We start from the raw sequence: 21,616 nt of genomic DNA, 5'->3' as shown, positions 1-21,616 counted from the left end.
GCGCACTGACGCGTGTAGATGTCGGTGGCCACGGCCGGATCGCTGGAGAACCGCTCATAGGCCCACATCAGCGCCCCGATGGCGCGGTTGCGCTGGTTGGTGTCGGCCTCGGACTTGTAGACCTCCTGGTCGACCGACAGCTGGCGGCCGGCGAAGTCCGAATGCAGCGCCAGGATCTTCTTCCAGACCTCCTCGGGCGAGCCCTTGACCAGGCCGGTGGTGGCGATGGCGCCGGGATTGACCAGCGGGTTCATCTCCTTGCCGCGATACTGCTCGACCGCGACGATCGAGTTGAACACCTGGCCCGTGGCGTCCACGCCGATGTTGTTCTCGATCAGATCCTCGCCGGATTCCTGGAACACCAGGGCCAGGGTGAAGACCTTGGAGATCGACTGGATCGAGAAGGTCGGCGTGATGTCGCCGGCGGTCGACAGCGCCCCCTGCGGCGTGGCCAGGGCGATGCCGAAATAGTTGGACGGCACCTTGGCCAGGGCGGGGATGTAGTCGGCGTTCTTGCCTTCGTTGAGGCCCTTGAACTTGTCGTAGGCGGCCTTGACCGCGGCCTCCGCCGCGGCGGCGCCGCTGGGCTGGGCGAAGGCCGGCGCGGCGACCAGTCCGGCGCCCGCCGTCAGGCCGAAACCGAGAGCGGCGATCCCTCTGGCGAGGTCCCGGCGCGAGGCGTTTCGTTGCAACATCGGATTGCCCTCCAGTGTGCTAATTATTTGAAATCGTTGCTCGAGAAGCTGTATTTGAAGGACACCTGGATCCGCAGATCGTCGCCCTTGTTGTCGTTGAAGTCCTCGCGCTCGCCCCACAGCAGCTCGGCGCCGACCAGGATCCGCGGATCGGGCGTGTAGAGGACGTTGGCCGAGGCGTACTGCCCCGTCTGGTAGGCGTCCGCCGCCTGGAAGTTGGTGTTGTCGACCTTGGTCATGCTCCAGCCGACGGAGCTGCTCCACTGGTCGTTCCAGTAGTGATCGTAGTAGGCGGTCAGGCCCAGCAGCGGCAGCACGTCGCCGTACAGCGAGCCGGGCGGCACGGGCGGCGCGCCGACGATCGGCTGCGAGATCCCGGGCTTGGCCTTGGGGCCCATGTCGGTGCCGCCGTCGTTCATGTAGCTGGCGATGCCTTCACCATAGACGACGCCCAGGTGGACGACGTCCTTCTGGCCGGCCTTGATGTTGGAGGTCAGGTTCAGGCCCCAGCCCATCTTGTGGGACGAAGGCTCGTTGTTGGGCGTGCCGGCCGTTTCATAGCCGACGCGGCGCAGGATGCCCGCCAACTGCACGTGGCCCCAGTCGCCCGCGTAGCGGTAATGACCGGTCAGGTCGGGCAACTCCTCATCGCCCTGCAGGTCGTCGCCGAGCGCCGGATCGACGGTGCGGATATTGCCCGGGTCGATGTCGTTGCCGGGCTTCTCGACCGCGATCGCGAACAGGCTGGCGCCCGACGTGAAGGTGTAGCGGATCTGCGGGGTGCGCACGAACACCATCCCCGTCGGTCCCCAGTATTCGATCGTGTTGGGGAAGATGTCGCCATCCATGAACACGCTGTTGGTCTGGCCGGCGAGCACCGGGCCCCACTGGCCGTAGGCGTGGCGGAGACGGAAGGTCGTCTGGCCCTCATCGCCGCCGACCCCGAACAGGTCGAACTCGAACTTCACCTTCAGGGGCTTGCCGGCGATCTCCTGCTGCGCCTGCACGCCGAACCGGCTCTGCTTGACGCTGATCGAGGTCTGGCCGTTGTCGCCGAAGGTGTCTTCCGTGGTCGGGATCTTCGAGGGCCTCAGGGCGTCGTCCCATTTCGGATTCACCCGCATGAAATCCTGGGTGAAGTCGACTTGCGCGAAGCCATAGACTTCGAACTTCGGCTCGTCGGCCGCCTGCGCCGCGCCGGCGAAGCCCACGATCGCGGTCGCCGCCAGCAACGGCCCGAGCCGCCCATGGAGAAGTCTCATCTTGTCGCCCCTCTCGTAAGACCCGGTGATCGGCGGGCTTGGCCCGCTCGTCACGTCTCAGGTTAGGAGCCGACCCACGGCGAAAAATATCCGGTGAACGCCTGATACGCCCGGAGGTGGATTGCCCGGGCCTCGCCTGCCACCGGCCGAGCGTCGCGATGCGACGCGGCTCGGGCGTCGGCGCCCCGGCGGCTCGGGAATACGCCCGATGGCCGAGGCCTCCGGCCCACCCGACGGTGGCGACAAACCCGGAGGCTTCCCATGACCTACCCCCGCTCCGTCGCCGGCCACCCAACGGCTTCGCGCCTTCGCCTCGCCGGAGACCGGTTCTGACCCTGGCGCTGCTCGTCGCGGCGGCGCTCGCAACGACGCCGGCGCCGGGCGAGCCGCCTCCCCAGGCCAGCGGCGCCACCCCCACGCCTCCCGTCCCCGCCGCCGGGCAAGGCCGGCAGAAGGCTGCTTCGGCGGAGGCCCAGGCGGAAACGCCCAGCGGCCTCCTGGCCGTCCCCCTGAAGCTGCTCTCGGTGCTCGACCAGGACTTCAGCCTGGGGCCCTGGACCTTCCGGGGCTATGTGCAGTTCGACGCCGCCGACTACACCCAGGACCCCGCCGGCCCGCTGGAGACCGACTTCCGGCGCGGCCCGATCGGCAGCGGTGACGCCCCGAACGCCCGGGCCCTGGCCGACGGCTCCTACCTGCGCAAGGCCCGCCTGGGCGGCGAAGGCCAGTGGGGCGACAACCTCTCGTATCGCGCCATGTTCGACATCGGCGGCCGCGACGAGCAGGGCGAGGCCCGCATCGCCGAGGTCTGGGCCCGCTACAGCCGCTTCGCGCCATATGTGCTGATCGTCGGCGCCTATCCCCAGCTCTCCAACATGGAAGACGCGACCAGCACCGACGCCAATCCTTTCCTGGAAAGGGCGACAGCGGCCAACCTGGCGCGGAGCCTGGGCGGCGGCGACGGTCGCCTGGGCCTCACCGTGCGGCGCGCGACCCGCAATTGGATGACCGCCGTCAGCCTGACGGGACCCGTGCTGCACACGGACGACCGCTCGCCCAGGGGGGCGATCATCGGGCGAACGTCGCGGGCCTTCTATCCGACGGCGGACTCCAGCCTGCATGTGGGCGGATCGCTGATCTATGTGCTGTCCCCCGGCGAGAGCCAGAAGTCGCGAGGGGTCGGCGTCCGACTGGCCGCCACGCCGGAGGTGAGGGTCGACGACACGCCCCTGCTCGACACTGGCGAGATCATCGCGGACCACGCCCGGGTGCTGGGCCTGGAGTTCGCCGCCCGTCGCCGCAACCTGTTCCTGCAGGCCGAGCTCTTCCACTTCGCGGTGACGCGGGCGGAGGCCGAGGCGGCGGGCGATCCGCGTTTCTTCGGCTTCTACGTGGAAGGCAGTTGGATGCTGACCGGCGAGGCGCGACGCTTCGACCAGACGCGCGCCGTGTTCGGACGACCCAAGACCCGGCGCCCCCTGCGCGCCGGCGGCTGGGGCGCCTGGGAGCTGGCCTTCCGCTACAGCCGGATGGACGCCAATTGGAACGCCGGCGATCTCGGCGCGCCGCCGCCGCCCGGCGGCGTCCGGGGCGGCGACCAGGCCATCCTCAGCGGGGCGCTGAACTGGTATCCCTCCGACCGGATCCGCCTGATGCTGAACGTCATGCACGTGCGGGTGGACCGCCTGAACCCGGCCGGTCCCGACAACCCAGAGCCCTTCGGCGCCGCCCCCCTGACCCCGCCGGTCGGCGTCCAGATCGGGCAAACGCTGGATGTGGTGGCCCTGCGCGTCCGATACGCCTTCTGAGGGATCGAAACCCGACAAGCTACCTGGGGGTGTGCGGCGCCGGTCCGAGGGTTTTCCCCGATGGTGGTCCTCGTCGGCAAGGTGCTGCCTAGGTTCAGCAGATCGAGGCCGAAAAACATGGATCGTCGACAGCTTCTTCCGGCGGCGCTCTTGGCGTTCGCCACCGCCACCGTCACCGCCACACCGGCGCTGGCCGCCAAGCCGCCCAAGACCTGGGATGGCCTGCTGCAGGTCAAGTCCAAGCGTTTCGACCTGGTCTATCTCGCGCCGGGCGCGACCTTCACCGGCTACACCAAGGTCATGCTCGCCCCTACAGAGGTGTCGGTCGAAAAGAATTGGCGCCGCGACTACAACAGCCAGGGCATCGGCATCTCTCGAGACATCTCCGAAAAGGACGTTCAGAAGGCCATCGCCCAAGGCGTCACCGCCGCGGGCGGCATCTTCGCGGAGGAATTCAACAAGGGCGGCTATCCGGTGGTCACCGAGGCGGGACCGGACGTGCTGCTGCTGAGAACGGGCGTGCTCGATATCCGCGTGACGGCGCCGGACACCATGGAGCCCGGCCGCACCTACACCTTCGCCAACGAGGCCGGCGAGGCGACCTATTTCGTGGAGGTGCGGGACTCGCAGACTAACGCCTTGCTGGGCCGCGCCATCGATCGGCGCCTGGCCGGCGACAATACGATCGGCCAGCGCAACCGCATGACCAACCGCATGGATTTCCGGCGACTGGTCGAGCGGTGGGCCGAACTTAGTATTCGGGGCCTCAACGAGTTGAAGGCCCGCGCGCCGATCAACGACGCGGGACAGTTCGCGGGGACCGCGCCTTAGGATCCTCGGGTCGTTCCATCCGTGCGCCAACAGTAAGGACTCTCAAGATGTCCCACCGGCAAGACCAGACCGCCCTTGGACCGTCTTGGGCCCGCTTGCCGAAGTCGCCGGGAAGGGATCGCCTGTCGATGATCCGCGCCTGCGATCTTCTGGCCGCCCAGGAGGAGGAGCGCGCGCGCATCACCCTGGAGCTGCACGACTCCACCTGCCAGCACCTGGCGGCGCTGAACCTGTCGCTGGGACGGTTGCGGCCGCTGGTCTCGGAAGACAAGGCGGCCGAAGTGCTCGAGGACATGTCGATGTCGATCGGCGAGGTCGTCAAGGAGATCCGCGTCCTCTCCCACCTGATCAAGCCCGCCGGCCTGGAGCAGAACGGGCTGTCGCGCGCGGTGAGCGGGTTCGTGAACGGCTTCGGCGCGCGCACCGGCCTGACCGTCGGCGTGCTGATCCGCGGCCCGATCGACGCGGCGCCGGCGCCCGTTCAGCACGCGGCCTATCGCATCGTCCAGGAGGCGCTCTCCAACGTCTACCGGCACGCCGATGCTCAGCACGCGGACGTGGAGCTGATCAGCGAGCGCGGCGTCCTCACCGTGCGGGTCAGCGACGACGGCAAGGGCGTGGAGGCCCTGCTGCGGGGCGAGCCGGCGGAGCTGGAGTCGGGAGTCGGCCTGGCCGGAATGCGCACGCGCGCGACCCAGTTGAAGGGCCGGGTCGAGATCTCCTGCCCGGGTCGCGGCACGGTCGTCGTCGCCGCGTTGCCCATCGGGTCCAGGCCCCCCGCCACCTCGCCTCGCCGCCGCCCCCGCGGACCGGCCGCCCCCGGCGTCTCCGTGGCCGCCGTCAGGGTAATCACGGATCGCCGCGCCCCGCGTTGAGCGCGAGTTTGCACGGTCCGCCCTCCTCCCTCCCCTGGGTGGACCAGGAGGTTTTCAACGCCTTCGGAACTGGCCCCGCATCCGTGCGGGGCCCTTCTTCGGACGGGACCCGCGGAGGACGAGGATGATCCGCAAGACCGATGCGAACGACAGCGCGGCGGCCGCCTCGGCGAGGGCCAGCCTGATCGAGACGGTGACCGCCATCGTCCTGTCGGTCGCCGGCCTGATGGCCTCGTGGGCCAGCCACCAGGGCGCGATGTGGAACGGCATGCAGAGCGTCCATTTCGGCCGCGCGAACTTCGAGCGCGGCGCGGCCTCGAGGGCCAGGTTCGAAGGCGACATGGTCCGCGCCGTGCAGATCGATCTGTTCAGCGACTGGATCGAGGCCAAGAGCCGCGGCAATGACGCCTTGGCGCAGTTCTACCGCACCCGCATGCCGGCGAACTTCCACGATCAGTTCGAAGCCTGGCTGGACACCCGTCCGTTCAGCGACCCCAAGGCGCCCCCGACCCCGTTCGCCATGGACAGCTACCATCCTCCCGGCTTCGCCGAGGCGGAACGGGCCGAGAAGGAGGCCGAGAGCCAGTTCGCCCTGGGTGAAGCGGCCAGCCGCACCTCCTACGCCTACAATCGCGCGGGCGTGGTGCTGGCCACCGCCATGTTCTTCGGCGGCATCGGCCAGGTGTTCCGCCAGAGCTCGGTGCGCTTCACTCTCGCCGCCGTGTCGATCGTCACCTGGCTGATCGGCCTGCAGCTGATCCTGTCCATCCCGGCCGCGTCGATGGGCCTGTTCTCGCTGACCGACGGCAGGCCGCCGCCGCCGGCCCTCGCCCCGCCCCGCTAGGGCTGGGGCGGCGTGCTCGGAACCGGCGCGACGGGCGGCGTCGAGGGAACCGGCGCGGACGGCGTCGTCGAGGGCGCCGCCTTCGCCGCGGCGGGATCCGGCACGGTGATATAGACCACCGTGTCGCCCTCGTAGCGCGGTTCCAGGTAGTAGCCGTCGCAGCGATAGTAGGACACGCCGTAGTACGGATAGCCCCCGCATCCCATCGGCAGCGAGTAGTAGGCCGCGCCGTAATAGCGATAGGGCGCGGTGATGGCCGCGGCCGTGACGGCGGCGGTGGCGCCGATCACCATGCCGGCCGCGATCGGGTGATGGAAGTGATCGTCCCAGCCGCCCCAGCCGTCGTCGATATTGATGTTGGTGTTGTTGTTGATGTTGGTGTTGCGGTCGCCGCCGCCGATGGCGTTGTCGCCCCGGTCGGGCCGGTCGCCGCGGTTTCCATCGCCGCGATTGCCGTCTCCGCGATTGCCGTCTCCCCGGTTGCCGTCGCCGCGATTGCCGCCGGAAGGCCGGGTGCTGGCTGTGTCTCGACCGCCTCCAGCGCCGGTGCTGGGACGTGAACCGGCGGAAGCGCCGCCGCCGAAACCGCCGCCCGCGCCCGCGCCGGTGCTGGGACGCGAACTGGCGGAGCCGCCGCCGAAGCCGCCGCCCGCGCCGGCCCCCGTGCTGGGACGCGTGCCCGCGGAGGGTCGGCTGAAGCTGCTGCCGGCCGACGAGCCCCGGTTGTAGCTGGAGCGGCCGCTGCCCATCGAGGAGGCGCCTCGGCTGAAGCCGCCGCTGCTGCCCCGGCTCATGCTGCTCATGCCGCCGCCACGGGCTCCGCCGCCGCGCCCGCCGCCGCCGCCTCGACCAGCGTCGCTGGTGTCGACGTACAGCGCCATTGACGCGAAGACCCCGGCCGAAATGGCGATCACGTGGGGGATGCGGACTTTCATGGCGTGCTCCCTGTCTCAAGCGTGCTCATGCGGATGGACTTGGCCTTGGGGCCGGCGCGGAAGGTGAAGGTGTCGGCCGCGAAGGTCGGGTTCAACGTCCAGGCCAGCCGCRCGACATAGGCGGGCTGCTCGGCCTGGGAGCGGTCGACGATCATCAGCTTGCGCGGCAGCGGGCGAGCGCCCCGCTCGATCCACACCGACCAGTCCACCTCGCCTTGGCGGAAGGCGTATTGGTCGGTGAGCACGCCGTCGATCGTGGCGGGACCGACCAGGAAAGCGCCCGTGAGCTCGTCATCGCGCCGACTCTTGAGCTCGTTCCAACGGAACAGGTCCTCAAGGGGCAGGGCCAGGCCGTATTGGTCCCACAGCAGGTCCAGCATCTTCAGGGTGGTCGGCGGCGCCGAGACCGAGGCGTAGAACTCATGCTCGGGCGAGAACACCGTAAAGGTCTTGCCGTCGTAGAAGAATGTCCGCCTCTTCAGGTCGGTGACGACCTCGATGACGAAGCCGTCCGGGCTGCGCACCTTGTAGTGGGCCGTGCCGTCCAGCTGCACCCGCTGGCCGGTCTCGGTGACGATGTCCAGGCTGGTCTGGGTCTTGATCTCGAAGCTCTTCAACGTGCCCAGATAGGCGCTCATGCGCTCCAGGGCTTGCCGGGCTTCGGCCTCGACCTCGGGGGCCACCAGGCCGTCATCCGGGGCGGTCGCCGGAGCCGTGGAGCCGGCGGGCGTCGCCGGCTTGGCCTGGGCCGACGCCAGGGACGGCAAGGCCGCCGCCGTCGCGACGCTCAGGACGCAACAGGCGACGAAGGGCAGTGGTCTCATGGCGGAGTCCTCCTGTTTGGCTTTCGACTTTCCAAAGCGTCGGCGCGTGGCCCGGGGCTTTCGTCGGCCTGATCCACGATCTCGACCGGCGGCATGCGCCAGGCGCCGGAAAGGGCGGGCTCGCGGGGTCCGTACAACCGCATGACCAGGCACAGCTCGCCGCGCGGCGCGGGCAACCAGTTGGCGAGGTCGCCGGAGGCGGGCGGCCTGTCCTGAATGATCAGGTCGAGCGCGCCGTCGTCGTCGAGGCTGAGGTCGCCGCGGTCTCCGATCCCGTGGCGCTTGTCCTCGGAGGCCGCCGGTCGGACGTAGAGGCGCCAGAAGCCGCGCGCGGGCGGCAGGGCGTCGGGCGCGAAGCGAAGACGCGCGCCCCGATCGCCGCGCAGCGGGCGGCCGTGATCGTCATGTTCGCAGACCAGGGTCAGCTGTTCTTCCCGAACCGGGGCGCCGAGGCTGGAATAGGCGCGCCCCGCCTGGGCCAGCGACGCGCCCGACTCGTCAGGCAGGGGCACGGCCACCGCGTGCCAGCCGACGCCTCGGCTTTCCGAGAGCGCGGCGGTGGCGGCGCGGATCGCCGCCAGGCCGTCCGCGAACCCCAGCTCCAGGGCTTTGGCCAAGTCCGGCGACCAGTTGGCGGCCGGCGGCGGCCCGCCCAGGTCGCGACGAAACTGGTCGAGCAGCGGCCGGGTGGACCGCTCGAAGTCGATCGGGGCGCGGTCCAGCACCGCGTCCAGACGATGGAAGAAGACGGCGGGACCCAGCTCGATCACCTGCCGCAGGCAAGAGACGGCGGGCGGCTCCAGAGCCGTGGCGTGACCGGCCTGGTGGTCCGATCGCCGGATCATCGCGCTGGTGCTGAGGTTCCCGGCGATCGCCAGCGCCTCCGTGCGGTCGAGCGGCGAATGGGCATGGACGCGGCTGACGGCCCAGAAGGCGTCGCTCGGCGCCCGGCGCGCCAGGAGGGCGCGCGGAGTCTCGCCGCTCCAGCGCGGGCCGACCACGACGACGTCAACGCCGCCGTCGGCGTCGGTGCGGGTTCCCAGGCTGGCGAACGGCTCGCCGGCCGTGTCGATCAGGGTCAGGTCGAAATGCCGCCCCCGCGCGTGCGGCAGGTGCAGCACCATGGGCCCTTCGGTCAGGTCGATCCAGGCGCTGGCGATGACGATGCAGGGATCGTCCTCCATGAGCCCCGGCGCCAGGTCCGCGCTGTCCGGCGGCAGCAGGTGAAACTGCTGCGGCGCCATGGGATGGGCCCGCCGAACGGCATCGACMAGGAACAGGGGAAAGCACAGCGAGAAGACATTGGCCGCGACCGCCCGGGTCGTGTTCTGCCCTCTTGGCTTGAAGATCTGCTTGGTCACCGTGGGCCTCCGAACAAACGGAGTGTTTCGAGATCACGGCCGTCGGGGTATCAGGCCGAACCCGGAGGCGCCGGGGTTGCCGACCTAGGCCTCGATCATTTTGTGCTTTATCGCGAAGCGAACGAACGCCGCCGCCGTCCGCACGCCGGCCTTGCGCATGCCCGCCGCCCGATGGCTTTCCACGGTCTTGATGCTGATCTTCAGCTGGCGGGCGATCTCCTTGTTGACCTTGCCCTCGGCGATCAGCTGGGCGACCTCCAGCTCGCGCGTGGTGAAGCTTTCCAGCCGGGACCTCTTGCGTTCGTTGAGCGCGGCATAGAGCAGCAACTCCGAAACCGGGGACGAGAAGTAGAGCCGGTTGACGTGCAGGGCCGAGATCGCGCCCTCGAGGTTCGTCCCCGTGTCGGACTTCAGGACATAGCCTCGGGCGCCGGCCGCCAGCGCGCTGCTGACCGTTTCGTCGTCGTCGTGCATCGTGAACAGCAGGACGCGGATCTTGGGGCACTCCTTCTGCAGGAGGCGGGTCAGGGCGATGCCGTTCAGGATCGGCAGCGACACGTCCAGGATCGCGATGTCCGGCTTTTCGCTGAGCGCCAGGTCCAGGGCTTGCTTGCCGTCCGCCGCTTCGGCGCAGACCATCCATCCAGGATGGTCCTCGATGACGTTTCGAACGCCCCGACGGACCATGTCATGGTCGTCGGCGATCAGAATTCGCAGCATTACGCCCCTCCCTGTGGACATGCGCCGCACTCGGAGCATGGCCGTTCGACCGTTCGACCGCCGGCGAGACAGGGACAGGACCGCTCACGCGGTCTTCGCGAAACCATGCCCCTCAACGCCAACCCATGGACCAGGACGCGGGTTTTTCTTGATTGACCGCCCCTTCCGTCCAAGGGACGCCCCCGCCCCCGAACGGCCCTCAACTGCTCGTTTCGATGGGAAGACCAGACACCCCGAGGCCTTCCGGCGCCATCCGCATAAACATCCAATCCATCTCAGGCGTTCACCTAAGGGGCGCGAGGCTTCGCTCGGCGCATGATGACCGAAATCGGAGGTCCTCCATGCTGCTGGCCGCCCTTATATTTTCCCTGTCCGCTCAAGGTCTCGCGGATGCTTCGGCGAGCGGCGCCTGGGTCCTGCGCTGCCGGATCGATAGTCCTACGCAGGCCGTACGGACCTTTCGCGTCGCGCCTCGGCTGTTGCAGGAATGGAGACCGGCCGACAAGGCGTTCGGACCCAATCTGTGCGAGGTCTTCAGCTGCACGGCCGATCGCAAGCGCCTGGAAGGCGTCATTACTTCGGCCTCGTTGATCCTGACGCTTCGCGTCGATCAGGCGAGCGGCCAGGGATCCTGGAAAACGGTCGGCGCCTCGGGCCTGAACCAGACCAGCGGCCCTTGCGAGGTCGACCGCGAGGCGCCGGCTCGGAAGCCGGAGGCTGACGCCTCGCCGCCCGCCACCCCCTAGCGCAGCGCCGCCATCGTCTTGCCGCCGCCCGAGACGGCGGCCTGGGGCGGACAGCTCCCGCCCGGGCAGGTCTGCCCCTCGGTCGACAGATGGGTTTCCGGATCCCAGTCCAGGGTGAAGTCCGGCGACTGGCTCAGGTGCTTGAGCCCCGGCGAGCCGCCCGGTTCGTTCGACGGAAGCGACCGGATCGTGAACACCGCCCCGGTGAAGGTCACGTCGTAGTTCGCCGACAGGGCCAGCGTGCCGCGCGTGATCCCATAGTCGCCGGCGATCTCGCCGACCGCGCGCGTCAGGCCGCCGGTGAAGGCGTCGCCCGCCACCACGGTTCCCACCGTGACGCGATAGGTCAGGGGCGGATCGATCTGGCCGAACGGCTTGAACGTGCTATCGGCCGCCACCGTCACCTGCCGGCGCAGGATGTCGGCCAGGCCGGCGCTGACGCCGGTGAGGCTGTAGTTGCCGGCGTCGAGGCCGGCCAGGGCGGCGCCCGACACCGTCACCGTCTTGCCGGCCCCGGCGTTCCGGTCGGCGAAGGCGTAGGTCCCCGCGGCGGTGACCGTGTCGCCGGCCAGGACGCCCGTCAGGCCGATCRCGCCCGAGGCCGCCGTCGAGCCGTCATAGGTCTTGCCGTTGGCGGTCAGGGTCCCCGCGAGGCTCTTCTTCAGGATGTCGGCCGAACCCGCCCCCACCGAGGCTAGGGTGTAGTTGCCGGCGTCGGCGCCCGACAGGGTCACGCCCGAGGCGGTGACGGTCTTGCCGGTCCCGGCGTTGCGGTCGGCGAAGGCGTAGGTTCCGCCGGCCGTGACGCTCTCGCCCGTGACCACCCCGGTCAGCAGAACCGCGCCCGTGGCGGCCGTCGTGCGGTCATAGGTCTTGTCGTCGGCGTCCAGCACGGCGCTCAGGGCCTTGTGATCGATGCGCAGCGACCCGGACGGGCCGGCGGCGAAGGCGTAGTTGAGATCCGAGGTCAGGCCGCCGGTGACGGCGGTCAGGCTGTAGGTCCCGACGTTCTTGCTGGTCGCGCCGTCGATCACCAGGGCGCCCGTCCAGGCGTCGGTGAACAGGTCGCCGTTGACCAGGCCGGTGACCGTCGCCGAAAGCGACGGGATCGCCCCGCTATAGGTCACGATCTTGCTGTCGGGCGTCACCGTTATGGTCGGCTGGTAGGCGTAGACGAAGCGGTTCCCGGCGCCGAGGCCCACGGTGAAACCCGCGGCCGCGAAGTTGTAGGCCGCCCCGTAGTAGCTCTTGCCGACCAGTCCGTTGAACGTGTTGCCCTCCGTCGAGCCCTGCGGATCGCCCAACGCCTGGGTGTAGATCAGCCACCGCCCGCCGGCGCTGGTGGCGGTCACGGCGTCGGCCCCGCGGGCGTTGGTGAACACCCCGTCCGAGGCCAGCACCACCGCGTCGCCCGCGCCGTTGGCCCGCACCGTGCCCGTGCCGGCGATGGTCATGCCGCCGTGCGAGGCGATCGACAGGGTCCCCGTGCTCAGCACGGTTCCGCTGACGGTCAGGGCGCGGTTGTCGACCAGCTTGAACAAGCCGCCGGTGTTGGTGAAATCGCCCAGCTCGACGATCTCGTTGGCGGCGCGGAAATTGGCGGCGCCGACCGAGGAGCCGGTCAGCTTCCGGGCCAGGATGACGCCGGCCAGGTTCTGGCCGATCGTGSCGTCGGACCTCAGGTCCACCGTCCCGTTTTGGACGTCGACCACGCCCTGCACGATGAAGGCGCTGGTCCCATGATAGGCGAAGCCGCCGTTGGAGACGGTGACCGACAGCAGGTTCGGGATCAGGTTGTCGCCCAGCAGGGTGACCCCGCTTCTCGCGCTCACGGTCAGCGTATCGGCCTTCAGCGCGCCCTGTTCCTGCACGATGTCGGTGAAGGCCTGCAGGGTCAGCCCGCCGCCGACGTCGATCACCCGGCCGGGCGTCCCGTCGCCGAGCCGCACGCCGCCGGCCAGCGACTGCAGGGTCAGCTGGGCGTCGGCGTCGGCCGCGACCAGCCGCATGTCGCCGATCGCATTGATCCGCGAGGTCGAGTGCGCCGTCAGTTGGTCCACGGTCAGGGCGCCGGTCGGGCCGTTGATCGTGACCGCGCCGTTGGTCGAGGTCACGGCGCCGATCGCCAGCGGGCCGTTGACGACCTTGATGTTCACCGCGTTCGACGCCTCGACCGTGGTCAGGGTGGCGTTCGTCACATGATCCAGGTTGACGTCGACCCGGCCCGTCGCACCGGTCACATCGACCGTCGAGGTCGCGCCGGTCGATGTGACGACGTTGGCGGCGGTGATCGCGCCCGGCGTCGCGGCCCCCAGGATGGCGTCGCCGCCGAAGGCCTTGACGAGCACCTGCGGAGCGCCCGTGCCGGTCATGATCGCCGCGCCCAGGTGAGCCGTGCCGAAGTCCGTGGCCCAGACCCGAGCGGTCGTACCAGCCCGGATCAGGTCCACGTCAATGCCGCCTTCGACGCTGGTCGCCCCGACGAACATCGGCGCGGTGAGCGTGCCCAGGTGTCCGCTGTCGACCTCGGCATAGATGTTGCCAGCGTCCACGGTGATGTCGCCGCCGTTGACGACGCCGTGCACGAACAGCAGGACGGCGCCGCCGTAGTGCAGGGTCTTGCCGCTGAAGTCGAAGCCGCCGATCTGGTCGCTGATGTTCCAGGTTCCGAGCATGCTCCCCTGAGGCCTCAGGGCGGCGTTCGCGAAATCGCCGCCGCGCAGAGTGTAGTTTCCCCAGACGTCGAGGCTGGTGGCGACGTCAACCAGACCGTTTCCGCCGTCCAGGGTCACCAGGCCATCGCTTGTGATCGTGTCGAGGGCGACGCCCTCGCCCGTCACGACGACCCGGCCATCGTTCAACCCGCTACCCGCCGACAATCGCGCCGCGCCGGTCACCGCCCCGTCCAGGGCCGCGATCGTCAGCTTGCGGTCGGCGTGGAGAGCCAGGCTCCCCAGGTCCAGGTCGCCCAGAGTGTCGGTGATAGTGACGTCGTGGACCGCGCCGGTGGTGAGGGTCGGGGTCAGCACGTCGCCCAGGAAGTCGTGGGCGGTGATTGTATAATCGCCGCCGCTACTGAAGGCCGCGCCGGTCTCCAGCTTGCCCGCCTGCGCCTCGAGCTTGATGTTGTAGCCCGCCAGCTCGTCGATCTTCAGGTCGCCGGTCTTCAGGGTGACGGTCGCGCTGTTGGACTCTCCCGAGGCGACCAGGACGATCGGATTGCTGACCGAGTAGGCGTTGACCACCGCGTCGCCGAACGCGGAATAGACCTGCAGCCCGTCCGGAGCCGGCGAGCAACCGCAGCCCGAGGCGGGACCGGTCAAGGCGTAGTTGGCGTTGGTGATCAGCGCCGCGCTGTCCGCGCCGAAGGTCGCCGTCCCCGTGTCCGTGGCCTCGACCAGGATTCCGAGGGCCGCCTCGCCGGCGCGCAGCGTCGCGTCGCCATCGGCCTGCACGACGATCACCCCGTTGGCGCCGTTGACCTTGGCCAGGTCGACCACGGCGTTGCCGGCCGCCTGCACGGCGACGCCCTGGTCGTCCGCTTCGGCCGAGCCGACGAAGACGTTGGCGGTGAACGCGGCGACCGTGACCGCGACGCCGGCGTGGGCCGACTGGACGTCGGCGTCGCCGTCGCTCGCCACCACCCCGATGATCCCGTCGGCCTCCAGCGTCCCGACATCGACCGTGCCGCCGAGGATCGTCAGGTCGTCGCCGCTGGAAATCAGGGTGGCCGCCGTTCCGTCCAGCAGACCGTTGGCGCCGATCTGGACCGGGCYGTCGCCGTGCACCGAACCCGCGAGGGTCACCGTGTCGCCGCCCATCACCACCTGGTCGTCGCTGGTGACGGCGCCGGTCGCGGTCAGGTTCAGCAGCCCGTCGCTCTCGATGTCGACCAGCCCGGCGCCGTGCACCAGGCCGGTGACCGTCAGGTCGTCGCCGCCGCCGCTGTACAGCTCCACGTCGCCGCTGGCCGCCGAGGCCGAACCGACGGTCAGGGCGCCGTCCACGGCCTCGACATAGACGTTGCCGGTGTTGGCCGTGATCGCGCCGAACGACGCGGGGCCGGTACTGATCGTGACATCGACGCTCGCCCCCTCGAGGGTGTCGATCGCCGCGCTGGTGTCGAGGTGGACCTTGGCGTCGCCGCCGCCGGTGGACCTGACGCTGGCCGTGCCCGTGTTTCCGCCGGTGCGGGTGAAGACGTTGGCGGTCGTGATGGCCAGATAGTCGGGATCACCGAGCACCGCGTCGTTGACGGCCGTGACCGACAGGTCGTGGCCCGCGCCCGTTCCCGTCAGCACGGCCGCCCGCAGGATCGCCTGGCCGCCGTTCGAGGTGATCGTGATGTCGCGCGCGGCCGTGGCCGAGGCCAGGTCGATGTCGCCCGCCGCCGTCGCGACGACATCCCGGGTCGACTGCGCCGAGTCCGCCGTGATGGCGTCGCCCGCGTCGAAGGTGACGTCGCCGGCGCCCGCGCCGGTTCCCTGGGTCATCCCCGCGCCCACGGCCACCGCGCCGTTCGTCGACCGCGCCAGCACGTGGGCGTCGCCCCCGGCGTTCAGGCCGGAGGACCTCAGGGTCGCGGCGGCGGCCGCGACGTCGCCGTTGACGGTGGTCACCTCGACGTCGTCGCCCGCGACGGCGGAGGTGGTGACGGTGGCGTTGCCCGTGGTGGCGCTGACGAACAAGTCGCGCGCCGCGTCGCCGCTGGTCAGGCTGGCGGTCGCGCCGCTGACCGACAGGTCGCGGCTGGCGCCGCCCGAGCCCAGGCTCGCGGTCGTCGCCGCGCTGATGATGACGTCGCCGGCCGTCGCGCCGGTTCCCTGGGTCTGCGCCGTGCCGACATTGACCGTGTTCCCCGTCGAGCGCGCCAGGACGTGGGCGTCGTTGGCCGCGCCGACGCCCGTGGACCTCAGGGTCGCGCCGCCGGCCGAAACGGCGCCGGTGGTCGCGGTGATCTCGACGTCGTCGCCGGCCGTGGCCGCGGTGGTCACGGTCGCGCCGCCGGTCGTGGCGGTCACGAAGACGTCGCGGGACGCCGAACCGCTGGTCAGGCTGGCGGTGACGCCGGTCACGATCAGGTCGCGGGTGGCGGTGCCCGCGCCGGCGCTGGCGGTCGTCGCCGCCTGGACAGTGATGTCGCCGGCCTGCGTGCCGGTCCCCTGGGTCTGGAGCGTGTTGGTGGCGGTGACCGAACCGGTGTCGGAGCGCAGAAGGATGTGCGCGTCGTCGCTGGCGCCGGCGCCGGTCGACCTCAAGAAGGCGCCGCCGGCCGTGATGTCGCCGTTGGAGGCGGTCAGCTCGATGTCGTCGCCGGCGAAGATGCGGTTGGTCACCGTGACGCCGGTATCGCCGGTCAGGATGGCGTCACGCCCGGCGTCGAGGGTGCTCAGGAAGATGAGCGGGGCGGTGAGCAGGGTGTCGCGCGCCGAGTTGCCCAGGGTCAGCGACACCGAGCCGCCGCTGCTCAGGTCGATGTCGCCCGAGGTCGTGGTGGTGGCAGAAYCGACCGAGGTGTTGGAGTCAGAGGAGACCGTCACGCCGGTCGCGCCCGTGATCGAGGTGACGGTCGCGCCCGGGCCGCCGGACGTCACCGACGCCGCGCCGGTGGTGGCCCTGACCTCGCTGGCGGTGATCGAGCCCGAGGTGGTGCTCASATCCACCGTGGTCCCCGCGGCGATGCCGACGTTCAGGGCGCCGCTCGAGGCGCTGAGCAGGACGTTGCCGCTGGCGTCGATCGACGCGCTGGTCGCCGACGTGATGGAGTTGATCCGGATCAGGGCGTTGGTGGCGGCGCGCAGATTGGCCAGCGGATCGGCGGCGTCGACGAAGCCCGCGTCCACGATCCCCGTCCCGCGGCTGAACAGGAAGCCGCCGCCCGTCATCACCGCGCCCGGCGAGACGATCACGCCCTGCGGCGAGTAGAACCAGATGTTGCCGCCGGCCGACGCGCCGACCAGGCCCGAGACGGTCCCGCCCGCGTCGATGGCGATCTGGCTGGTCGTCTTGTTCAGGACGATGTCGCTGGACGCGTCGAAGTGGAAGGTCATGGCGTCGGCGCCGCTGACGTGCAGGCTGGCCCAGTTGATCACCGTGCGGGGCGCGTTCAGATCGATGTCGAGGTCGTTGGCGGTGGGCGCGGTGATCACCGGCTGCGAGCCGCCCGTGGAGACCGTGATGCTGGCCGCCGACGGGATGCCCGGCAAGGTCTGGGCCAGKGCCGGCTGGGCCAGCATCGTCGCCACGCCGCCCACAAAGGAGCTGATGAGCGCCGAGGCCGCCAGCAGGCTGGTCCGGCGCGCGGGAGCGGTGCGAGAGAAGATCGGACGGATCGGCAGCGAGGTCATGAGGGACGCTCCGGAACTTTCAGCAGGCTAGAACAGGGCGGCGGACAGGGAGATCAGGACGCGCGACGACGGCTCGTCGCCGACGCCGTAGGGACTGTCGAACGGTTTGGCCCAGGTCAGGTCGAAGGCCACCCGGGAGGTGATCTGGGCGCGGACGCCGACCCCGGCCGAGGCCAGGTCCAGCTTGTTCGCGCCGAAGCCGATATTCTTCAGTTCGGCGGCGTCGTAGAAGGCGTAGGGCCGCCAGGCGGCGCGGCCGCCCCCTCCCGACAAGAATGGGAGGGGCAAGGCGACGGTGCTGACCTCGAACGTGGCCGCCAGCGCGCGGTCGGCCGAGGCCGCAGAGGGGTCGTAGCCCCGTCCGATCGTCAGGTTGCCGATCCCGTACTCCTCGTAGGACAGCAGCGGATCGTCGGTGTGCTGCCAGGCGACCTTCAGCTTGCCGATCAGCGGTCCGGCGCGGCCGCCGACCTCGCCCTCGGCCCGCAGCACCGTGGCGTCGGGCTTGCCCAGGAAGCGCGAGGCGGTCAGCTCGCCATAGCGGCTGGCGCCCAGGTTGTGCACGCCCTGGCGCAGTTCGACCGTGCCGGTCGCGGCGACCGAATGGGCCGCCAGACTGGCCGGGGCGTAGTGGYCGTCGAGCCGCAGGAAGAACACCCGCAGACTGTCGTCGGTCAGGACGGCCGCGCCGCCGCCGAACTCGACCTTCTGGTCGATCCAGTCCAGCCCGACCCCGATATTGAGGTTGTGGCGGCGGTGGCGGACCAGCGGATAGGTCAGGCGGACGCCGCCGGCGAACGACTCGCCCTCCAGGTCCAGCGGCTTGAGAACGTCGCCCGGCCGGGTCCAGGCCCATGAGCCCGAAAGGTCGGCCGCCAGGCCGTCGCCGCCGAGGAAGAACCGCTCGGCGACCTGAATCACCCGCTCCTCGTCGCTGGACAGCGTGCCGTAGCCGAGGATCGAGGTCCGCTCGCCCAGGCCGGTGAAGCCATTGAGGTCCAGTCGCGCCAGGGTCAGGTCGCGGCCGACGGTCTTGGAGCCRTAGTTCTGGGCCACGACCGAACCGTCGACGGCGTCGCGGGCGATGGTGATGTCCAGGTCCAGCGCGCCCTGGCCTTGCGGCGAGGGCTTGAGCACCGACTGGATGCGCGCGCCGGGCACGTCGGAGGCCAGCAGCAGGTAGCGCTGGGCGACGTCCAGATCAAACGGGGCCATGCCGCGCAGATGGTCGAGGAAGCGCACGACCTGCTTCTGGGCCGGTCCCGCGTCGCCGTGATAATTGACCGAGGCGATGCGCGCCTCGACCACGGTCAGGCTCAGCTTGCCCTCGGCGATCCGCTGCTCGGGGATGACCACGCTGGCCAGCACGCCGCGCCGCAGATACAGCGCCGCGGCCCGGTCGCGGATGTCGCAGACCACGCTGACCGGCGCCTCGCGGCCGATGAATTCGGCATAGGTCGAGACCAGGACCTGGTCCGACAACGCCAGGGCGCCGGCCGTCGCGCCGTGGAACTCGACCGCCTTCAGCGTGACCTTGACGGGACTGTCGCGGAAGGCGCAGGGCCCGGCCTCGACACCCTTGAACAGGTCGCCGCGCGGCGCGGCCGCGATCGGCGCGGCGCGGGCCGGATCCAGTTCCTGGCGGGACGGCAGGGCCACCTGGGCCGCGGCCGGGGTCACGGCGAGCAGGGTCGCGCCGAGGCACGCCGCACTCAGACACGTCATTGCGCCCGCGCCCCTGAAGGCGCGGCTCATCCTGGACAAAACTCGCAAGCCGCCCCTCCGACTATCGCACGTAGCGTCGCCTAATTCCGCGGCACTATGGCGCAAATGTCGGGTAGGTAACAGTGTTCGCGGAACAACAGTCGGGCGCTGAAACTGTACCCGGTGCGCCGGCGCGCGGCGGCCTAGCCCTGCCTCTGGGCCGAAAAGCCTTGCATTTTCAAGGTTAGGCCCGCGGGCGGGTCAGGCGAAACAGCAGGCGGTGAACGCCATAGACGGCCGGCAGGGCCAAGCCGGCGATCCAGTGGGCGGGCGACACCAGGCCCCAGGCGCCGTCGTCGCCGGCGTAGAGCAGCAGATAGCCGGTGACCACCAGAGCCGCGACCCAGGCCAGCAGGATCGGCCCTGACCAGCGCCGGCGGCCGGTTCCCCAGGCCTTGACGATGTGGACGGTCCAGAACAGCCCCAGCATCCACAGCGCCAGGAAGGCGAACAGGCCGTGGAGCTTCAGCCACCAGGGCTCCAGCACGTTGGGCTCGGGTCCCCACTCGCCGACCGTCCGCAGGAAGTAGTGGTAGATCAGCCAGAGGCCGCCGGACGCCCACAGGCTCAGGCCGACCACCGCCGCCAGCAGCTTGTGGCCCGCGCTCAGCCAGACGGGGGCGGCGGATTTGGCGGGCGTGGTCATCCCGGAGTCAGGGCTGGACGGCGATGCGAGCCAGGGTGCGCGGATCGAAGAAGGCCTCGACCGGGCGGCCCTTGTCGTCGAAGCCGTAGACCTCGTAGCAGTTGTTGTACATCTGCAGTTTGCGGATCTGCCAGCCGCTGTCCTTGAGCTGCTTGGTCAGTTGCGCGGCCGGCTTGCGTTCGGCGCGCGGGGCGGCCGGGCACGAGACCGGGCCGTGGGCCAGGGCGGTGTCGGCGATCATCAGGGCCGTGGCGGCGAGCGCCAGGCAAAGCAGTTTCTTCATCGAGAGCTCCTGGCTCAAAGCTTGGGTTCAGGGCTTGGGAACGGCGGCGGTGGTGGTCACCTCGCCGGACGGATCGGTGACGAAGCCGACCTTGGCGACGCCGGCCTTGCTGGCCTCGCTCATCACGTCGGCCAGGGTCTCGTACTGGACGTGCCGGTCGATGCGCAGGTGCAGCTCGGGGGGCTTGTCGCGCCCGCCGGCCTCGCGGAACCGCGCCAGCATTTGCTCGCGGTCGATCTTCTGGCCGTCCCAGTAGAACTGCCCGCCGCCGTCGATGGCGAACTGCACGGCCGGATCGCGCGAGGTGTCCGGCGCGCTGGTGGCCTTGGGCAGGTCGATCTTCACGGCGTTGGTCAGCAGGGGCGCGGTCACGATGAAGATGACCAGCAGCACCAGCATGATGTCGACCAGCGGAATGACGTTGATGTCCGCCATCGGGGCGCTGCGGCGCCCGCCCTCGAAACCGCCGAACGCCACCCCTACGCCTCCTGCAGGCGCTTGGGCGCCGGCGCTTCGGTCGAGCCGACCTTGGCGCCGGTCACCAGGAAGGTGAACAGGTCGTGGGCGAAGCCGTCCAGCCGTGACTGGGTGATGCGGTTGCTGCGGACGATGAAGTTGTAGCCCAGCACCGCCGGGATCGCGACGGCCAGGCCGATGGCGGTCATGATCAGGGCCTCGCCCACCGGGCCGGCCACCTTGTCCAGCGTGCCCGAACCGGACGCGCCGATGGCCAGCAGGGCGTGATAGATGCCCCACACCGTGCCCAGCAGGCCGACGAAGGGCGCGGTGGCCCCGACCGAGGCCAGGATGGTCAGGCCCGACTCCATCTGCGAGGTCTCCTCGTCGATGGTCCGGCGCAGGGCGCGGGTCACGAACTCGCCCTGGGTGCCGGCCTCGTTGAGGCGGTGGGCGCCGTGGCGGTCGTGGTGCTGGGCGGCGGCGATGCCCTGAAAGGCCAGGTGCGAGAAGGCTTCGTCAGGCCCGGTCTCTTCCAGGTGGCGGGCCACGGCGGCCAGGGACGGCGCGTCCCAGAAGAACTTCAGGAACCTGGCCGAACGGGCGCGGGTGCGGGCGCTGGCCATCGACTTGGTGATGATCAGGTACCAGCTGGCCAGCGAGGCCACGGCCATGATCACCAGGATCGATCGGGCCACCAGGTCCGCCTGGGAGATGAAATGGCCGAGGCCTTGAGCGTCTTGCATCTTCAGTCTTTCAACGACTTTTGGTCAGTGAGAATTCCAGGGGCACGATCACCCAGCCGACAACGGCGCGGTCGCCCTGCTTGGCCGGCACGAAGCGCCAGCGCTTCTTGACGACGTCGCGGGCGGCGTCGTCGAGGTCCGCGTTGCCGCTGGAGCGGCTGATCAGCACCTGGGTCGGCGCGCCGTCGGCGCTGACCTGCACGCGCAGCTCCACGGTGCCCTGACGGCCCCGGAACTTCGCGGCCGGAGGATAGACCGGCAGGGGGTTGTTCAGGTAGGCGGCGCTGAAGTTCGGCGGGACAGTCGACGTCGCGCCCGGATCGCCGGCCGCGCGGGTCGACGGCGACGCGGCGGCGGACGGCGATGTGTTGGACGCCGGCGCGGCGGGCGCGGGCTGGGCGGCCTTGGGCGCCTCGCGTCGCGGCTCGGGCTCCTGCGGCGGCGCGGTCATCGGCGAGGACGTGGGCTTGGGC

Annotated in this window: 18 protein-coding genes; 5 read left to right on the top strand and 13 right to left on the bottom strand. The window is 70.1% G+C overall.

The genetic code is table 11. From position 1 onward, the window contains the following. Nucleotides 1-695, bottom strand: a 695-nt coding sequence (locus AC1DZ6_RS02400; protein ID WP_477095593.1) for a glutaminase, incomplete at its 3' end; no start/stop codon positions are given. Nucleotides 696-718: 23 nt separating this feature from the next. Further along, complete coding sequence (locus AC1DZ6_RS02395; protein ID WP_477095592.1) at nt 719-1,957, bottom strand: DcaP family trimeric outer membrane transporter; 1,239 nt, start codon at nt 1,955-1,957, stop codon at nt 719-721. A 524-nt stretch (nt 1,958-2,481) separates the two neighbouring features. On the opposite strand from AC1DZ6_RS02395, the gene AC1DZ6_RS02390 reads away from it, so the two are divergent. The 4 genes from AC1DZ6_RS02390 (at nt 2,482) to AC1DZ6_RS02375 (ending at nt 6,315) form a co-directional block, all read left to right on the top strand. Beyond that, nucleotides 2,482-3,765 (top strand): OprO/OprP family phosphate-selective porin, encoded by a 1,284-nt coding sequence (locus tag AC1DZ6_RS02390; protein ID WP_477095591.1) that lies wholly within the window; start codon nt 2,482-2,484, stop codon nt 3,763-3,765. A gap of 150 nt (nt 3,766-3,915) precedes the next feature. Continuing rightward, the gene (locus tag AC1DZ6_RS02385; RefSeq protein WP_477095590.1) at nt 3,916-4,596 is read left to right on the top strand and encodes a DUF3313 family protein; all 681 of its coding nucleotides are present in this window, start codon (nt 3,916-3,918) and stop codon (nt 4,594-4,596) included. 128 nt (nt 4,597-4,724) lie between these two features. After that, nucleotides 4,725-5,471, top strand: a complete 747-nt coding sequence (locus tag AC1DZ6_RS02380) for a sensor histidine kinase (protein WP_477095589.1) — start codon at nt 4,725-4,727, stop codon at nt 5,469-5,471. Between the two features lie 124 nt (nt 5,472-5,595). Beyond that, nucleotides 5,596-6,315: a hypothetical protein gene (locus AC1DZ6_RS02375; protein ID WP_477095588.1), complete on the top strand. Its 720-nt coding sequence runs from the start codon at nt 5,596-5,598 to the stop codon at nt 6,313-6,315. On the opposite strand, the gene AC1DZ6_RS02370 is transcribed toward AC1DZ6_RS02375, so the two are convergent. The 4 genes from AC1DZ6_RS02370 to AC1DZ6_RS02355 form a co-directional block, all read right to left on the bottom strand. Further along, on the bottom strand, nt 6,312-7,250 hold the full coding sequence (locus tag AC1DZ6_RS02370) for a hypothetical protein (RefSeq protein ID WP_477095587.1): 939 nt from the start codon (nt 7,248-7,250) through the stop codon (nt 6,312-6,314). The genes AC1DZ6_RS02375 and AC1DZ6_RS02370 overlap by 4 nt on opposite strands. Continuing rightward, nucleotides 7,247-8,074, bottom strand: coding sequence for a DUF2092 domain-containing protein (locus AC1DZ6_RS02365; protein ID WP_477095586.1), 828 nt, complete (start codon nt 8,072-8,074; stop codon nt 7,247-7,249). The genes AC1DZ6_RS02370 and AC1DZ6_RS02365 overlap by 4 nt, the downstream gene beginning before the upstream one ends. After that, nucleotides 8,071-9,435, bottom strand: a complete 1,365-nt coding sequence (locus AC1DZ6_RS02360) for a DUF1254 domain-containing protein (protein ID WP_477095585.1) — start codon at nt 9,433-9,435, stop codon at nt 8,071-8,073. The genes AC1DZ6_RS02365 and AC1DZ6_RS02360 overlap by 4 nt, the downstream gene beginning before the upstream one ends. 84 nt (nt 9,436-9,519) lie before the next feature. Beyond that, complete coding sequence (locus AC1DZ6_RS02355) at nt 9,520-10,155, bottom strand: response regulator (RefSeq protein WP_477095584.1); 636 nt, start codon at nt 10,153-10,155, stop codon at nt 9,520-9,522. Nucleotides 10,156-10,634: 479 nt separating this feature from the next. Here AC1DZ6_RS02355 and AC1DZ6_RS02350 point away from each other — a divergent pair, with 479 nt between their 5' ends. Then, on the top strand, nt 10,635-10,901 hold the full coding sequence (locus AC1DZ6_RS02350) for a hypothetical protein (protein ID WP_477095583.1): 267 nt from the start codon (nt 10,635-10,637) through the stop codon (nt 10,899-10,901). On the opposite strand, the gene AC1DZ6_RS02345 is transcribed toward AC1DZ6_RS02350, so the two are convergent. The 7 genes from AC1DZ6_RS02345 to AC1DZ6_RS02315 form a co-directional block, all read right to left on the bottom strand. Next, nucleotides 10,898-17,248: a YDG domain-containing protein gene (locus tag AC1DZ6_RS02345; protein WP_477095582.1), complete on the bottom strand. Its 6,351-nt coding sequence runs from the start codon at nt 17,246-17,248 to the stop codon at nt 10,898-10,900. The two genes, AC1DZ6_RS02350 and AC1DZ6_RS02345, sit on opposite strands and share 4 nt — an antisense overlap. 27 nt (nt 17,249-17,275) lie before the next feature. Further along, nucleotides 17,276-18,973: a ShlB/FhaC/HecB family hemolysin secretion/activation protein gene (locus tag AC1DZ6_RS02340; RefSeq protein ID WP_477095581.1), complete on the bottom strand. Its 1,698-nt coding sequence runs from the start codon at nt 18,971-18,973 to the stop codon at nt 17,276-17,278. Between the two features lie 223 nt (nt 18,974-19,196). Further along, on the bottom strand, nt 19,197-19,658 hold the full coding sequence (locus tag AC1DZ6_RS02335; RefSeq protein ID WP_477095580.1) for a hypothetical protein: 462 nt from the start codon (nt 19,656-19,658) through the stop codon (nt 19,197-19,199). Nucleotides 19,659-19,665: 7 nt separating this feature from the next. Next, nucleotides 19,666-19,941: a PepSY domain-containing protein gene (locus AC1DZ6_RS02330; protein WP_477095579.1), complete on the bottom strand. Its 276-nt coding sequence runs from the start codon at nt 19,939-19,941 to the stop codon at nt 19,666-19,668. Between the two features lie 27 nt (nt 19,942-19,968). Beyond that, nucleotides 19,969-20,418 carry an ExbD/TolR family protein gene (locus AC1DZ6_RS02325; RefSeq protein WP_477095578.1) on the bottom strand — a complete coding sequence of 150 codons (450 nt, stop codon included), beginning with the start codon at nt 20,416-20,418 and terminating at the stop codon, nt 19,969-19,971. Nucleotides 20,419-20,420: 2 nt separating this feature from the next. Next, nucleotides 20,421-21,143, bottom strand: coding sequence for a MotA/TolQ/ExbB proton channel family protein (locus AC1DZ6_RS02320; RefSeq protein ID WP_477095577.1), 723 nt, complete (start codon nt 21,141-21,143; stop codon nt 20,421-20,423). 10 nt (nt 21,144-21,153) lie between these two features. After that, nucleotides 21,154-21,616 (bottom strand): energy transducer TonB (locus AC1DZ6_RS02315; protein WP_477095576.1); only part of this gene is annotated, 463 nt, incomplete at its 5' end.

The sequence above is a fragment of the Caulobacter sp. P1_B12_2 genome, from assembly GCF_056406675.1.
This window is presented reverse-complemented; position numbering and strand designations above follow the sequence as displayed.